The organism is Hymenobacter aquaticus (assembly GCF_004765605.1).
Taxonomy (GTDB): Bacteria; Bacteroidota; Bacteroidia; order Cytophagales; family Hymenobacteraceae; genus Hymenobacter; species Hymenobacter aquaticus.
In genome coordinates this window covers 2722526-2738141 of sequence record NZ_SRLC01000001.1, presented here as the reverse complement: position 1 = coordinate 2738141, position 15616 = coordinate 2722526, and the positions used below count along the sequence as shown (strand labels likewise).

The following is a 15616-nucleotide window of genomic DNA, read 5'->3' as shown; positions in this document are numbered from 1 at the left end:
CCACTGCGCTACGCGCCAAAAAGCCCCGCCGGCAGCCTACCGACGGGGCTTTTTCTAGACAATTACCGCGAAGTGCCACCGCGCAAGCCGTTGCCCGGTCATTAGGAAGGTGGCCCGTAGGCCCTGCGCAGTGGAACGCTGCACACCGGGAGGCCATTACCACCGGTGGCAAAGCCATCCGGAGTAGGCTGGATGCTTCTGCCACATGTGGCAACGACGTCCAGCCACGGCGGGAGGCCATTGCCACATGTGGCAAGGCTATCCGGGGCCGGCCGCACGCCATTGCCACCGGTGGCAAAGCTATCCAGCCACGGCGGGAGCCTACTGCCACCGGTGGCAATAGGCTCCCGGGCTAAGTGGTAGCAGCGTTGGCCTTCTTGGCTCGTCGCCGGGCGGGGTTGGGGTTCGGTAGTAAGCCATAGTTGAAGTACGCAGTAGCCTTGGCAGGCTCATGCCGGTGCACGTAGAGGGCGGCACAGTGCACGGCCCACAGGGCGTCGGCCATGGCCAGGGCGTGGGGACCCAGAGCCGAGATGGTGTCTTTCACGGCCTTGCTGCCCTGGTTTTTGGCGGCCGTAGCAGCCGTATACGTCACCAGCAGGGCTTTGACCTGGGCCCCAACGGCTTGCAGGGCGGCATCCGGGTGGCTTTCCAGCTGCTGTACGTAGGCCGTGAAGCGGGTAAAGCGCTTGGTTTTGGGCGCTTCGGTCAGGCCGCTGAGCTTGTCGGGGTAAAACAGCGCCTTCTCGGCAGGGTGGTCATAAAAGCGGGGTTGCAGCAGCTTCTTGTCGGTGGCCTTCACCAGCTCTTTGAGACTTTTGAAAGCCTGGTCCTCGGTTTGGGTACCGCTCTGGCGCTGCCCGCTGCCAGTAGTGCGCCCGCTCAGGCCCTCCCGGTAGGCGTCGAGGGCGGCTTGCAGGGCGGGGCGCTCGTCGCGCAGGAGCTTGGGCACCGCCGGCAGGCGCAGGGCCTCCAGGGTGAAGTCGGCAAAGGTGGCCAGCGTGTCGCGCGAGGCTTGCAGGCGGCGGAAATGGTTGTCGTACCGTTCGTCGTACATAACGGAGATAAGGGAAGAAGGAAAAAGGATAAGACAAGGGGCCGGGGCGGGGGTAAGCGCGGTGTGTAATGGGGCCCGGGCCAGGCGGATAGGGTAGCGGTAAGTGGGGAAAAGGTGAAAAGAAAAGAACACTTGTGCAAGGGCCGGCCCGCGCACCGGCCGAGTTTATTTTTGGCCGGCGCGGCGGTGTCCCATACCACCCGTGGCTGCTGGCCGGCCCGCGCGAGGTTGCCCGCGCTGCCGTGGCGCGGCGCCCGCCTGGCAGCAGCACAAAAAAGCCCCGTCGGCACTGGGCCGGCGGGGCTTGGGAGTAGCGGGCAGCGGGCTTATTCTGTCACCCAGGTTACCTTCTCCTCGATGGGCTTGCGCAGGTTGCGGCCGGGTTGCTGCTGCACGTAGCCCAGGTAGAAGAAGCCCAGCAGCTTGTCCTCCGGCCCCAGGCCGAAGAAGGGCTTGGCTTCTTCCAGGTACGTGATGCCGCCCGAGCCCCAGTAGCCGCCCAGGCCGTAGGCCACGGCCGAGAGGTGCAGGTTCTGCACGGCGCAGGCCACGGCCTCCACCTCCTCGATTTCGGGCAGCACGTGGTGTCGCTTCATCCCGATGGCAATGACGTGGGAAGCCAGCAGCGGATTGGTCGCCAGCTTCTGGGCCTTCTTCTCGTCCACGAACTCGCCGGCCTGCTGCCGGTACAGCCCCGCCTGAAACTCGGCCAGCTTCGCCAGCCCCGCGCCCGTGAATACCACGAAGCGCCAGGGCTCGGTACGCTTGTGGGTGGGGGCCCAGTTGGCGTTTTCCAGCAGCATCTGCACTACTTCGTCGGGCACCACGCGGCCGGGCTCGAACTGCACGGGCTGAATGCTGCGCCGGGCGCGGATCAGGGCGTTGAACTGCTCGGGCGTGGGCAGGAGGGCGGCGTCGGGAGTGTCGGACATGGGCGGGGGGTAGTAAAGGTTAAACTTCTGTCATCCTGAGCAAAGCGAAGGACCTTATACCAGTTGAACGAGTCGTTCTTCCGTGGTAAGGTCCTTCGCTTTGCTCAGGATGACACACGAATCATGGGGCAAACAGCGTTTACCTACGCCGGACTCGGGGCGGGCTGGTCGGGGGCGGGGCCGCCGTGCTCCTCGTCGGGCTGGTAGCTGGCCTCCAGCTCGGCCAGCTTGTCCTTGCCGTAGGCGAAGCGCGTGATGAGCACGTACAGCACCGGCACGATGAAGATAGCCAGCAGCGTGGCCGACAGCATGCCGCCCAGCACCGTCCAGCCGATGGTTTGGCGGCTCTGGGCCCCGGCGCCGGAGGCAAACACCAGCGGCAGCACGCCCAGAATAAAGGCCAACGAGGTCATCACGATGGGGCGCAGGCGCAGGCGCACGGCTTCCAGGGTGGCCTCCACCAGGGGCATGCCTTTATCCACCCGCTCCTTGGCAAACTCAATGATGAGAATGGCGTTCTTGGCCGAGAGGCCAATCAGGGTAATCAGGCCGATCTGGGCGTAGACGTTGTTGGTGAGCTTGGGCAGGAAAAACAGCGCCAGAATGGCCCCGAACGCGCCCAGCGGCACGGCCAGCAGCACCGAGAAGGGCACCGACCAGCTTTCATACAGAGCGGCCAGAAACAGGAACACGAAGATGATGGACAAGGCGAAGATGTACACCGTCTGCCCGCCGGCCAGCTGCTCTTCCCGGCTCAACCCCGAAAACTCGTAGCCGTAGCCCGCCGGCAGGCTCTGGGCGGCGGTTTCTTCCAGGGCCTTCAGCGCGTCGCCGGACGAGTAGCCGGGGGCGGCGTTGCCGTTGATTTCGGCCGAGCGGAACAGGTTGTAGTGCGAAATCAGCGGGGCCGACTCGGTGCGCTTGTAGCTGGTCAGCGTGCTCAGGGGCACCATGCCGCCCTGGCTGTTGCGCACGTAGTACTGGCCCAGGTTCGAGATGTCGCCGCGGTACATGCTGTCGGCCTGGGTCACGACGCGGAAGTTGCGGCCGTAGACGGTGAAGTCGTTCACGTAGGCCGAGCCCAGGTAGGTGCGCAGGGCCGTGCCGATGTCGGCGATGCTGACGCCGAGCTTCTTGGCCTTTTCCCGGTCGATGGTGAGCTGGTAGCCGGGGGTGTTGGCGGTGAAAAACGAGAAGGGATTCACGATTTCGGGCCGCTTGCGCAGGGCGGCAATAAAGCCCTGGAGGTTGGCGTCGAAGTTCTTGACGTCGCCGCCGGCCTCGCGCTCCTGCAAAATGAAGCTGAAGCCGCCGCTGTTGCCCAGGCCCGGAATGGCGGGCGGCGAAATCACGACGATGTTGGCTTCTTTGAGGCGGCTCAGGCGCTGCTGCACGGTGGCAATCAGGCCCTGCAATTGCAGCTCCTTTTCCTTCCGGTCGTCCCAGGGCTCAAGCTGGCAAAACACGGTGCCGCTGTTCGACTTCGACGAGAAGTTCACCACGTTCAGGCCACCCAGGCCCGCGTAGTGCTTGATGCCCTTGATCTGGTCCAGCTCCTTCATTACTTCCTTCAGCGTGCTCACCGTGCGCTCCGTGGAGGAGGCTTCGGGCAGGGTGAAGGTCACGAACAGGCGGCCTTCGTCCTCGGTCGGAATGAAGCCCGAGGGCTTGCTGCGGAACAGCAGCCCGGTGGCCACGATGATGCAGATCAGCAGCACGACCACCAGGCGCGAGTGCTTGATGCCGCGCTGCACGCCCTGGCCGTACTTGCCCGTCACCCGGTCGAACCAGGTGTTAAACCGGAAGAAGAACTTGTCGAGCCCCCGCGAGTTCTCGTCGCGCTTGTGGGGCTTGAGCAGCAGCACGCACAGGGCCGGCGTGAGCGACAGGGCCACGAAGGCCGAGATAATCACCGAAATGGCGATGGTAATGGCGAACTGCTGGTAGAGCCGGCCGGTGATGCCGGGAATGAAGCCCACCGGTACGAACACGGCCGCCAGAATCAGGGCAATGGCAATAACCGGGGCGGAAATCTCGCGCATGGCCGCCAGCGTGGCTTCCAGGGGCGAAAGACCCCGCTCGTTCATGTTGTGCTCCACGGCTTCCACCACCACAATGGCGTCGTCGACCACGATACCGATGGCCAGCACGAAGCCGAACATCGTCAGCGTATTGATGGTGAAGCCCAGCGGGATAAACAGGATGAACGTGCCGATGATGGACACCGGAATGGCCAGCACCGGGATGAGCGTGGAGCGCCAGCTTTGCAGGAACAGGTACACCACGATAATCACCAGCACCAGGGCCTCGATGAGCGTGTGCAGCACCTCGTTGATGGACACCTTCACCACCGTGGCCGACTCAAACGGCACCACGTAGTCGAGGTCGGTGGGGAACTGCTTCTTGAGCTGCTCCATGGTCTTGTTCACGTTGTCGTAGGTGTCCAGGGCGTTGGCGCCGGGGGCCTGGTACACGAGCAGGTAGGCGGCGCGCTTGCCGTCCACGAAAGAGTTGTTCGAATAGTTGAACTTGCCCAGCTCCAGGCGGGCCACGTCCTTGAGGTAGACCACCGCGCCATCCTCGGGCCGGGTTTTCACGATGACGTTGCCGAACTCCTCGGTGTTGGTCAGGCGGCCTTTCACGAAGACGATGTACTCAAACGTCTGCCCGGTCTGGGCGGGCGGGGCCCCAATCGAGCCGGCCGCAATCTGGGCGTTCTGCTCCTGGATGGCGGCCGTCACTTCCTGGGCCGTGACGCCGAGCTGGCTGAGCTTGTCGGGCTTGAGCCAGACGCGCATCGAGAAGTCGTCGGCCCGGCTCACGATGTCGCCCACGCCCTTGGTGCGCAGCAGCGCGTCCTTCACGAAGACGTTGGCGTAGTTGTCGAGAAAGGTCGTGTTGTGGGTTCCCTTGGGCGCGTACAGGGCCACCAGCATCAGAATGCTCGGGTTGCGCTTGCGCACCACCAGGCCCAGACGCTGCACTTCCTGCGGCAGAGTCGGCTGGGCAATGCCCACCCGGTTCTGCACGTCGAGGGCGGCGATGTTGATGTCGGTGCCCACCTCGAAGTTCACCGTCATGCTCATCTGCCCGTTGCTGGTGCTGTTGCTTTGCAGGTAGGTCATGCCCGGGGTGCCGTTCACCTGCACCTCCACGGGCGTGGCCACGGTCTGCTCCACGGTCTGGGCGTCGGCCCCGGTGTAGGTACCGCTGACGGATACCGTGGGCGGCGTAATTTCCGGATACTGCCCCACGGGCAAATTCAGGATAGCCAGCACGCCCACCAGCACAATCACCAGGGAGGTGACGATGGCCGTGACGGGGCGCCGAATAAAGGTTTCTGCAATCATCTCTACTACTATTAAGGGCGAAACCTACGCCGGGCTGCTACCGGGCGAAGGACAAGTGGATCTTTCCGAAGCGTTGGCGGCTCCGGCCGATGCGTTGAAGACGCTTTCCAATGCGTTGGCCGGCGTTTCCAATGCGTTGGAAGCGGCTTCCAATGCATCGGACAGCCTTTCCAATGCGTTGGAAGCCGTTTCCAACGCATCGGTCAGCGTTTCCAACGCGTTGGAAACGCCGGCCAACGCATCGGTCAGCGTCGCCAACGCGTTGGAAACGCCGGCCAACGCATCGGTCAGCGTTTCCAACGCATTGGTAGCCGTCGCCAACGCGTGGGGTAAGCCCGCCGGTGCCGGGGGCGGTGGGGGCAAGGTCCGGGGCGGAGAAGACCCGCCGCCGGGGACAGGAAGCAGGCCCCGGCCCGGCGGCGAAACCGCGGCCCGGGCCCGGCCCAGCTACTTGGCCGCCGTGGGGGCCGCGGCCGGGGCTCCGGTCTGGATGAGGCCTCCGTCGCGCAGGCGGTTCAGGCCCTCGGTCACGACCTGGTCGCCGTCCTTGATGCCTTCCATTATCACGATCTGGTCGCGCAGGCGCGGGCCCAGCTGCACCTTGTGCTGGCGGGCCTTGCTGCTGTCGCCGGCCACGAAGACGAAGTTTTCGCCCATCTGCTCGACCACGGCCTTGAAGGGCACCACCAGGCGGCGGCCCGACTGCCGGTTGAGCACCCGCAGCACCCCGCTCAGGCCGTCCTTGAGCTTGCGGTCGGGGTTGGCGAACTGCACCCGGATCTGGACCGTGCCGGTTTGCTGGTTCACGCCCCGGTCGATGGCCAGTATCTTGCCCGGCTGGTTGTAGCGGGTGCCGTCGGGCAGCTCCAGGCGGAAGGTGGAGTCGGTTTTGCCGGCGGTCTGCTGCTGCAAGTCCACGAAGCGGGCCAAGTCACTCTCGGTAATCACGAAGTCCACGCCCATCGGGTCTTCGCCGCTGATGGTGTTGAGCAGCGTGGAGCCGGGGCTCACCTGCGCCCCCAACCGCACCTGCGAAATGCCGATGCGGCCCGCAAACGGGGCTTTGATCAGGGAGTAGTCGAGGTCGGTGCGGGCGGCGGCCACGCCGGCCTGGGCCACGGCCACCTGGCTCTGGGCCGTGGCGTAGGCCGTCTGGGCGTTATCGACGATCTGCTTGGCAATGGCGTCCTGCTGGGCCAGGCGCTGGTAGCGGTCCAGGTTCACGCGGGCGTTCTGCACCACGGCCTGGGTGCTGCGCAGGTTAGCCAGGGCCTGCTGGTAGGAAGCCTCGTACTTGCGCCGGTCGATTTCGTAGAGCGTTTTGCCCTTGGGCACGAAGTCGCCGTCCTTGAAGAAGATGCCGGTGATGAAGCCCGCCACCTGGCTGCGCAGCTCCACGTTGTTGATGGCCACCACGGTAGCCGGATACTCGTCGTAGTACACCGCGTCGGTGGTGCGGGCCGCCACCAGGGTCACGGGCGTGGCTGGCGGCGGACCGGCGGGCTTGTCGGCGTCTTTGGTGCCGCAGCCGGCAAAAGCCAGCAGGCCCACGGCGTACGACAAAGCTAGAATCGTTTTTTTCATATCAGGTAAGCAGGAAGGAGCGGGGTTGTTGGTCGGGTAGAGGCAGCCTGCGGGCAGTTGTGTTTAAGAGAAGAACGTCATGTCGACCAGCGGGAGACATCTCGCGTGCTGACGTTTGATTACTACCTCAGCGAGGCCACGCGAGATGTCTCGCGCTGCTCGACATGACCGTCTATTGGTTCTATCAATACTGAGTCGGGAGGCTGCCCTGGGCGCGCAGCAGGTCGACTTTGCTGCTGAGCACCTGAAACAGGGCGCTGTAGTAGTTGAGCTGAGCCGTGCGCAGGGTGGTCTGGGCCACGAGCACGTCGAGGTAGGTTTTGATGCCTTCCCGGTACTGCAGGTTCACCACCGAGTACACTTCCTTCGACAAAGCCAGGTTGCGCTGCCCGATGAGGTAGTCGGCGTAGTAGCCCTTGTAGGCGGCCAGGGCCTGCTCAAACTCGGTGTTGATGCGGTTGCGGGTAATAAGCAGGTCCTGGTCGAGGCGCTGGTCGGTGAGCCGCTCGCGGCGCAGGTTCTGGAGCCGCCGCCCGCCCTGGAAGATCGGCAGGCTCAGCTGCAGCCCGGCGTAGGAGCTCGGGAAACGCTGGCTGTACAAGTCGCCGAAGTTGTTGTTCTGAAACACGGAGTTGTAGTTGCCGAAGGCCGACAAAGCCGGCAGAAAGCCCCAGCGGTAGTAGCTGATCTGGGCCTGTTGCAGGGCTTTCTGGGTTTGCAGCTGCTGCACCTCGATGCGGTTGGCCGTTTCCACGGCCACCGCCGTATCGGCCACGGCCTCGCGCATCAGGCGCAGCGTGTCGTACTGCAGGCTCAGGGGCTGGGCGCCGGGCAGGCCCATCAGCTCCTTCAGGTACGCCGACTTGGCCTTGATGGCCTCCACGGCCTGCTTGCGGGCCACGATGGAGTTGTTCAGGGAAATTTCGGCCTGCTTGTAGTCGATTTTATCCACGATGCCGGCGTCGTAGCGGGCCCGGGCGTCCTTGAGGCTGCGCTGGAGCCGCACGATGTCCTCGCTGAGCACGTCGAGCTGGCGCTGGGAGAGCAGCACGTCGTAGTAAGCCTTGCTTACCCCGCTCACCACGTCAATCCGCACGCTGGTCGAGTTCTGCTGGTAGAGCTGGCGCGAAGGCCGGGCGCTGCGCAAAGCCAGCTGCACATCGTTGTTGTAGATGGTCTGGGTGGCGGCCAGGCCCACGGTGGAGGTGTTGCGCAGGCCAATCTGGCGCGGCACGTTCACGCCCTCGGCGTTGGGAAACACGGTGTAGGGCAGCTGAAAGTAGTGCTGGCCGGTGGCGTTGAGGCCCACCTGGGGCAGCCAGCCGGCCAGCCCCACCCGGATGTTGGCCTCGTTGGTTTCCTCATCGATGCGGGCCTGGCGCAGCAGGGGCTGATTTTGCAGGGCAAACTGCAGGCACTGCTCCAGGGTGTAGGGCGTGGTGGGCGGCGGCGCCGTGGGTTGGGCCGCGCCCAGAAACGGGGCAAGCAGGAACAGGCCGAGCAAGGACCAGATAGCTGGTTGGGTTGTTTTCATAGCGTGGTAAACGGCGGCGCCAGCCGGGGGCGACGGTTGCATACGGGTTTTGCCCGGAGCCGGAGAGCAGCGGGCAAGCACCAGAGAGAAAAGGGATGCCGGACGTGGGGGGCGTTCGGGGGCGGAATAGCGCGGCGTAAGAGCACTGCTGCGGACTGGGGGCGGCAGCGGTGCTTGATAAAGAACGACTTGTAGCCCGCGGCACGTCTTGCCGCGGCCGGGTTCCTTCGCCTGAGCCAAGGAGCCGCAAGCCTGTTAAACCACAGCGCCCGGGAAAAGTTATGGATTCGGAAAACCGGGCCGCGCGACCGGCCAGTACGGAAAGCCACGCGGTGGCAAAGTCGGGCCGGTGGCGGGGAGGTTGCACGCCGCTGGCCCCGGCGGACCCGGAATGTTCTCCGGCCTGGTTAGGTATCCGAAGGGCGAAGAATGATATCTTACGGTTTCTTTTTGTCGCTCCGCTGAAGCAATGCTGGCCGCCCCTCTATCATCTACGCTGCTGAGCCCCGAGGTACTGGGGGCCTACGAAGCTCTGCCGGAACGGTATCTGTTCCTGACGCCGGAGCTGCTGGTGCTCACGGCCACCGACGCGTACCTGGCCGTCACGGGCACCGTGCGCGCGGATATCGTGGGCCGGTCGGTGTTCGACATTTTCCCCGAAAACCCCCGGGAGCCCTCGGCCGCCAGCAAGGAGCGGCTGCGGGCTTCCTTTGCGCGGGTGCTGGCCACGGGCCTGCCCGACCAGCTGCCCATGCAGCGCTACGACGTGCGCGGGCCGGGCCCCGAAGCGGAATTCGAGGAGAAGTACTGGCGCGTGCAGAACTCCCCGGTGCTGGCCCCCGACGGCTCGGTGCGCTGCATCATCAACCAGGTGAGCGACGTGACCGAGCTGGTGCGGCAGGGCCACCGCATCGAGGACCTGAGCCGCGAGGTAGACCTGACCCGGGCGCTGATTGCTAACAACCGCCTGCTGGTGCAGCAGCTGCAGAAAGCCAACGCCATTCTGGACACCATCGGCGAAGCCTACCTGGAGCTGAGCCTGACCGGCGAGTTTACGTACCTCAACCGGCAGGCCGAGCAGATGCTGGCCGTGAGCAAGGCCGAGCTGCTGGGGCAGAGCATCTGGCAAACCAGCGCGCTGCGCGTGAGTGCCGAAAGCCAGCACATCATCCGGCGGGCCCTCGATACCCGGCAGCGGGCCGAAGGCGAGTACCTGTGCAGCATCCTGGGGCGCTGGGTGTACATGTCGGCCACCCCCACCGCCGACGGCCTGATTGTGCTGCTCTACGACATTCAGGAGGTGAAAGAGGCGCGCGAGCGGCTGCGCCAGGAGCACCAGCGCCTGAAAGAGTCGCAGGCCATTGGCCACATCGGCAGCTTCGAAGTAGATGCCGCCAGCCAGCAGATTTACTGGACCGATGAGCTCTACCGGATTCACGGCCTGGAGCCCCAGCGCGCCGCCGTTACGGTGGAAAAATCCCTGAGCCTGGTGCATCCCGACGACGTGCACGTTTTTGCGGAGATGATGCGGCAGGCCACGGCGGCGGTGTCGGCGTGTAGTTTCGTGCACCGCATCGTGCGCCACGATGGCAGCGTCCGGATCGTCGAAACCCGGATTCAGGCCCGGCCGGGCGGGGAGGGCCGCCTCTACGGCACGGTGCAGGACATAACGGAGATGAAGCAGGCGGAAAAGGAAGCGCGGGAAAGCGCCGCCCAGTTTCAGGCCCTGGTCGAAAACACTCCCGACCTGATTACGCGCTGGGACCCGGACCTGCGGCTGCGCTTCGCCAACGGCGCGTTCTGCCAGCGGATGAAGCAGCCCCTGAGCGCGCTGCTGGGCAAAACCAACCTGGACATGCAGCACCACCAGGACGTGGCCGGCCCCTGGATGGCCAAGCTGCGCCTCGTCTTCAGCAGCGCCCAGGCCCAGGACCACTACAACTCGGCCGAAACGGCAACGGGCACGAAGTACTTTTACTCGCGTCTGGTGCCCGAGGTAGCCGACGACGGCACGGTGCGCAGCGTGCTGGCCATTGGCCACGATGTTACCGACATCAAGCGCCTGGAGAAAGAGCACTTGCGCCTGCAGCTTTCCCAACAGAAGCAGCTGCTGAACGCCGTGCTGGAAGCCCAGGAAGTAGAGCGCCGCCGCATTGCCGAAAGCCTGCACAACGGGCTGGGCCAGGTGCTCTACGCCACCAAGCTGCAGCTGGAGCAGCTGGTCGTGGAGCCTGAGCGGACCAATAGTCAGCGCCAGGCCACGGCCCTGCGCCAGGCCGGAGAGTTTCTCTCCGACGCCATCAGCACTACCCGCACTATTTCCCACGAGCTGATTCCGACCACGCTGGAAGACTTTGGGCTGGAAGCCGCCATCCGGGACGTGTGCCGGCACATGAGCCACGGTAAGCTGCGCCTGCGGTGTCAGGTAGTGGGCCCGGGCCCCCGGCTGGAGAAATACCTGGATCTGGCCCTGTTCCGGCTGGTGCAGGAGCTGGTCAACAACATCGTGAAGCACGCCCGGGCCACGCAGGGCTCGGTGACCGTGACCCGGCAGCCGCACGCGGTGCAGCTCGTGGTGCAGGACAATGGCCGGGGCTTCGACCCGGAGCACAACGGCACGCAAGGCATCGGGCTCAAAACCATTCACGACCGGGTGAAGCTGCTCAACGGCACTACCCGGATAACGACCGTTCCCGGGGCGGGCACCACCGTGGCTATTGCTATTCCGGCGGTGCCGGACGACGGGGAATGGCCCGCCGCCCAGCAGCTACCGACTACATAAACAGCCGGCGCAGGGCCCAGAGGCTCCACACAATCACCATCAAGCCCACGCCCACGAACATCCAGCGCGTGGGAATGCGGCCGGCCAGGCGGGCGGCAAACGGGGCGGCGGCAATGCCGCCTACCACCAGGCCCAGAATAATCTGCCAGTGGGTGATGCCGATGGTGGCAAAAAACGTGACGGCGCTGGCGAAGGTGACGAAGAACTCCGTGACGCTGACCGAGCCGATAACGTACTGCGGGGTGCGGCCCCCGGCAATGAGGGTGCTGGTCACGAGCGGGCCCCAGCCGCCGCCGCCGAAGGAGTCGAGGAAGCCGCCGGCCGCGGCCAGCAGCCCGAGCTTCTTGTGCTTGGTGCGGCCTTTGCCGGGCTTGCTGAAGGCTTTGGTCAGGATGCGCAGGCCCAGCAGCAGCAGGTACACGGCCAGCAGGGGCTTGACGTAGGCCCCGTAGGTTTCGCCGAAGCGCGACAACAGGTAGGCCCCCGTAATGGCCCCCAGCACGCCCGGAATCAGCAGCACCTTGAACAGCTTCTTGTTCACGTTGCCGAAGCGGTAGTGGTGGTAGCCCGAGGCCCCGCTGGCAAACATTTCGGCGGTATGAATGCTGGCACTCACGGCCGCCGGCGCAATGTTGATGCTCATCAGGCTAATGGCCGTGACGACGCCGTAGCCCATGCCCAGCAGCCCGTCGATGAGCTGGGCGCCGAAGCCGATGGCCACGAAGATGTAGAACATCCGGGCGTTGGAGGCCACGCCCCACACCTGGTCCCAGGTGACGTAGTACGACAGAATGTTGAAGACCAGCATGCCCGCGAAGGCCAGCAGCGAGGCCGTGGCAATCTTGCGCCAGCGCTTGGCCGCCGGCGACTCGTAGGCTGGCCCGCCGGCCAGCTCGGCCGTCACGGCGTTCAGCGACTTCACCTTGTTGGCAAAGTCGCCGGCCAGCTTGCCCCGGATGATGGTCATGTGCTGCAAGACCTCCTGCAACTCGTTGGGCAGGGCGTCGGCGAGCACCGCGCGCAGGCGCTTGGCCACCGTGGGCGACTTACCGTTGGTGGAAATGGCAATTTTCAGGTCGCCTTTCTGCACGATGGAACCCAGGTAAAAGTCGCACTCGTCGGGCGTGTCGGCCACGTTGCAGAGCAGGCCCAGGTCGGCGGCGTGGGCCTTGATGCCGCGGTTGAGCACGGGGTTATCGGTAGCCACGAAGATGATGTCGTGGCCCACCAGATCGACGTGCGTGTAAGCGTGGTGGCGCAGCTGCAGTTGAGGGTGCTGCTCGGCCAGCAGCACAATGCCGGGCAGGAAGGTCTCACTGACCACCGTGACGGCCGTGGCGGGGCTGTTGCCCAAAATGGCGGCCAGCTTTTCCAGGCCCACGGCCCCGCCGCCCACCACCAGCACCCGAAACTTTTCCAGCTTCAGAAATACCGGAAACAGGTTGTTGCCCGCGGGTGCCTCCGCGGCGGGCGGGGCCAACGGGGGCAGGGCTGCTTCGGAAGGAAGGGGCGAGGAGGTCATGGAAAGGTGATTGGCAGGCGAAAGAAAGAGGGCGGGAGCAGGCAGGGCGGGGTGACGTAAGACCGTCATGCAGAGGCGCAGCCGAAGCATCTCGCGTGCTTCGGCTGTCATCCTGAGCTTGCGAAGGACCTTATCACGCTAGCACAAGTTGCGCGAATGTGATAAGGTCCTTCGCAAGCTCAGGATGACAGAGTAAACAGGCCGTTCTATCACGGCAAACAAAAAACCGCCGGCTAGGCGTGGAAGTTCTGCCCGTGGGTGGTGGCGGCCACCACGCCGCGCCGCACGACAAAGTCGCCGAACCGCTCGGCGGGCTGGCGCTCGGCGGCATAGGCTTCGAGCAGGGGCGTGAGCTCTTGCAGGATTCCGTCCTCGTCGAGCATCTCGCGGTAGAGCTTGTTGAGCCGCTCGCCGGCGTGGTTAGCCCCTAAGTATAAGTTATATCGGCCAATTGCGCGGCCCACCAAGCCGATTTCGCCCAGGTAGGGGCGGGCGCAGCCGTTGGGGCAACCCGTCATCCGAATCAGGATGCCGTCGTCGGTGAGGTGGTTGGCCCGGATGACCTGATCAATCCGGTCAAGCAGCTGCGGCAGGTACCGTTCGGCTTCCGCAAAGGCCAGGGAGCAAGTGTTTAACGCAACGCAGGCCAGGGAGTTAAGCCGCAGCGCGGTTTGCTTTTCGGTGCGGCTCCACACGCCGTGCTCCTCCAGGATGGTTTGGAGCCGGCCGCGGTTCCCGGGTTCGATGTTGGCAATGGTCAGGTTCTGGTTGCCGGTGAGGCGGAACTCGCCGGTGTGGAAGCCGGCAATGTCGCGCAGGGCGGTTTTGAGCCCGTAGCCCGGCTTGTCGTACACCCGGCCGCCCTCGATGAAGAGCGTTACGTGGGCTTTGCCGTCGGGGCCGCCGTTCCAGCCGAAGGCGTCGCCGGAGGTGTCGAATGTATACGGCTTAGCCGGTGCCAGCTCGTAGCCCAGGCGCTGGTGCAGCTCGGCCACGAAGGCAGCGAGGCCGACCCGGTCAATCGTGTACTTGAGGCGGCTGAACTTGCGGTTTTCCCGGTTGCCCCAGTCGCGCTGAATCGTCAGGACTTTTTCGCACACGTCCACCACCTTATCGGCCGGCACGAAGCCGATGACGTCGGCCAGGCGCGGGTAGGTTTCACTCATCCCGAACGTCATACCCATGCCGCCGCCGATGGCCACGTTGAAGCCCACAAGCTGGCCTTGCTCCTCAATGGCGACCAGGCCGATGTCGTTGGCAAACACGTCGGCGTCGTTGGTGGGCGGCACGGCCAGGGCAATTTTGAACTTGCGGGGCAAATACGTCTTGCCGTAAATCGGCTCAAAATCCTCCTGTTCGCCCTCGTTGATAGCGCTGGAGTAGGTTGATTCACCGTTCAGCCACAGCTCCCAGTAGGCCGTGGTGCGGGGCGTGAGGTGGTTGCTGATGGCCACCGAAGCTTCGTACACCTGCCGGTGCAGCTCCGACTCCCGCGGGTTGGCGCTGCACATCACGTTGCGGTTCACGTCGCCGCAGCCGGCAATGCTGTCCAGGAGCACCTGATTGAAGCCGGCAATGGTCTGCTGCAAGTCGCGCTTCAATACGCCGTGAAGCTGGAAGGTCTGGCGGGTGGTAAGCTTGAGCGTGCCGTTGGCGTACTCGTCGCTGAGTGCGTCCAGGCGCTGCCACTGGTCGGGAGAGGCCACGCCGCCGGGCACCCGCACCCTGATCATGAAGGAGTAGAGCGGCTCGAGCTTCTGGCGCTTCCGCTCACTTTCCAGGTCCCGGTCGGTTTGTTGGTAGGAGCCGTGAAACTTGATCAGGTGGGTGTCGTCCGGGTTCAGGGCCCCCGTCACCCGGTTCTGCAGGCTCTCATCGATGGTGCCGCGCAAATAGTTGCTGGCGTCCTTGACGTGCTCGACTTCGGAGAGTTTTATCTGGTCAGCCATTAGGGTTAGGGAGTTACGGGGGAAGAAGTAGGAGTGGGCGCCAAGGACACGGCGGGCCGCAAATCGAAATTGTGGAAGTAGAAAACCCGGATAGTGTGCTGGTTGCGGTACACATTGCCAGCCGGCAGCTGCTGAAACAAATGCATGTAGCCGCCTTGGATTTGGGCGTGCTTATTCACCTGGTAGACCAGGCCCGCAAACAGCCGGTTCTGGTCGAAGTAGTTGAGGCGGATTTCCTTACCGAAGTTCATCATCACCTCGTTGTTCAGCAGAAATTGTACCCCGCCCGGCTCGAAGCCGCGCTTACTCAGGGGCAGAAACAGGGCCGCATTGTAGCGGGTGCGGTAGTTGAAGTCGAATTCGTCGAGCCGCTCGTTCTGGCGAATCGTGCGGCGGAAACGCTCCTCCAGCCGCACCCACTGCATGAGTCGGGCCCGGGGGAATTTGGTAAACCACTGCACCTGCTGCCAGGGCCGGTGCTCGGCCTGCGAGATGGTGCGGGCCCCGTCGGGGAAGTGGTGCACGTAGGCGTAGCCCCCGGTCAGGCGCACGTCGTCGGTGAGGTAGTAAGTCAGCCCGACGCGGGCCACGGTCTGAAAAGGCGCCTGCACGAAATGGTCGTGCAGGCGCAGGTGCAAATCGGTCCAGGAGCCCCAGCGCTGGGAAAAGCGGTTTTGGTTGAACACGCCCAGCCAGGTTTGCTGCTCGCGCACGTACTCCTTCTGGGCGCGCAGCGGGGCGGCCAGAAACAGGAAAAGCGCAAGGAGAAGCAGGCGTTTCATAGTGGTGGACCCCACCCCCGGCCCCTTCGCTTGATGCGCAAAATCCTCCGGGAGAGGGGAGCCAGATGTGTCAGGTTGTTGGAGTAATACCCGTTTGAGTAGTAATCAAAGCCCCTCTCCCGGA

10 protein-coding genes are annotated in these 15616 nt (G+C 64.4%); 1 reads left to right on the top strand and 9 read right to left on the bottom strand.

Features of this window, described 5'->3' with window-relative positions:
• Window positions 1–352: 352 nt before the first annotated feature.
• The 6 genes from E5K00_RS11315 to E5K00_RS11290 all read right to left on the bottom strand — a co-directional run bounded on the left by E5K00_RS11315 (window position 353) and on the right by E5K00_RS11290 (window position 8457).
• Window positions 353–1057, bottom strand: coding sequence for a hypothetical protein (locus E5K00_RS11315; RefSeq protein ID WP_135463327.1), 705 nt, complete (start codon window positions 1055–1057; stop codon window positions 353–355).
• A 326-nt stretch (window positions 1058–1383) separates the two neighbouring features.
• Window positions 1384–1989, bottom strand: coding sequence for a nitroreductase family protein (locus E5K00_RS11310; RefSeq protein ID WP_135463326.1), 606 nt, complete (start codon window positions 1987–1989; stop codon window positions 1384–1386).
• A 143-nt stretch (window positions 1990–2132) separates the two neighbouring features.
• Entirely contained in the window at window positions 2133–5339 is a 3207-nt protein-coding gene (locus tag E5K00_RS11305; RefSeq protein WP_135463325.1) for an efflux RND transporter permease subunit, read from the bottom strand.
• A gap of 24 nt (window positions 5340–5363) precedes the next feature.
• Window positions 5364–5639, bottom strand: coding sequence for a hypothetical protein (locus E5K00_RS11300; protein WP_135463324.1), 276 nt, complete (start codon window positions 5637–5639; stop codon window positions 5364–5366).
• A 147-nt stretch (window positions 5640–5786) separates the two neighbouring features.
• Window positions 5787–6923: an efflux RND transporter periplasmic adaptor subunit gene (locus tag E5K00_RS11295; protein WP_135463323.1), complete on the bottom strand. Its 1137-nt coding sequence runs from the start codon at window positions 6921–6923 to the stop codon at window positions 5787–5789.
• Window positions 6924–7107: 184 nt separating this feature from the next.
• Window positions 7108–8457: a TolC family protein gene (locus E5K00_RS11290; protein ID WP_167856837.1), complete on the bottom strand. Its 1350-nt coding sequence runs from the start codon at window positions 8455–8457 to the stop codon at window positions 7108–7110.
• A 469-nt stretch (window positions 8458–8926) separates the two neighbouring features.
• Between E5K00_RS11290 and E5K00_RS11285 the strand changes: the two genes are divergently transcribed.
• On the top strand, window positions 8927–11239 hold the full coding sequence (locus E5K00_RS11285; protein ID WP_135463321.1) for a PAS domain-containing sensor histidine kinase: 2313 nt from the start codon (window positions 8927–8929) through the stop codon (window positions 11237–11239).
• On the opposite strand, the gene E5K00_RS11280 is transcribed toward E5K00_RS11285, so the two are convergent.
• From E5K00_RS11280 to E5K00_RS11270, 3 genes are all read right to left on the bottom strand, one after another.
• On the bottom strand, window positions 11232–12761 hold the full coding sequence (locus E5K00_RS11280) for a TSUP family transporter (protein ID WP_135463320.1): 1530 nt from the start codon (window positions 12759–12761) through the stop codon (window positions 11232–11234). The genes E5K00_RS11285 and E5K00_RS11280 overlap by 8 nt on opposite strands.
• Window positions 12762–12994: 233 nt before the next feature.
• On the bottom strand, window positions 12995–14710 hold the full coding sequence (locus tag E5K00_RS11275) for an NADPH-dependent assimilatory sulfite reductase hemoprotein subunit (RefSeq protein WP_135463319.1): 1716 nt from the start codon (window positions 14708–14710) through the stop codon (window positions 12995–12997).
• Window positions 14711–14715: 5 nt separating this feature from the next.
• Window positions 14716–15492, bottom strand: coding sequence for a DUF2490 domain-containing protein (locus tag E5K00_RS11270; protein ID WP_135463318.1), 777 nt, complete (start codon window positions 15490–15492; stop codon window positions 14716–14718).
• Between the last annotated feature and the right edge of the window lie 124 nt (window positions 15493–15616).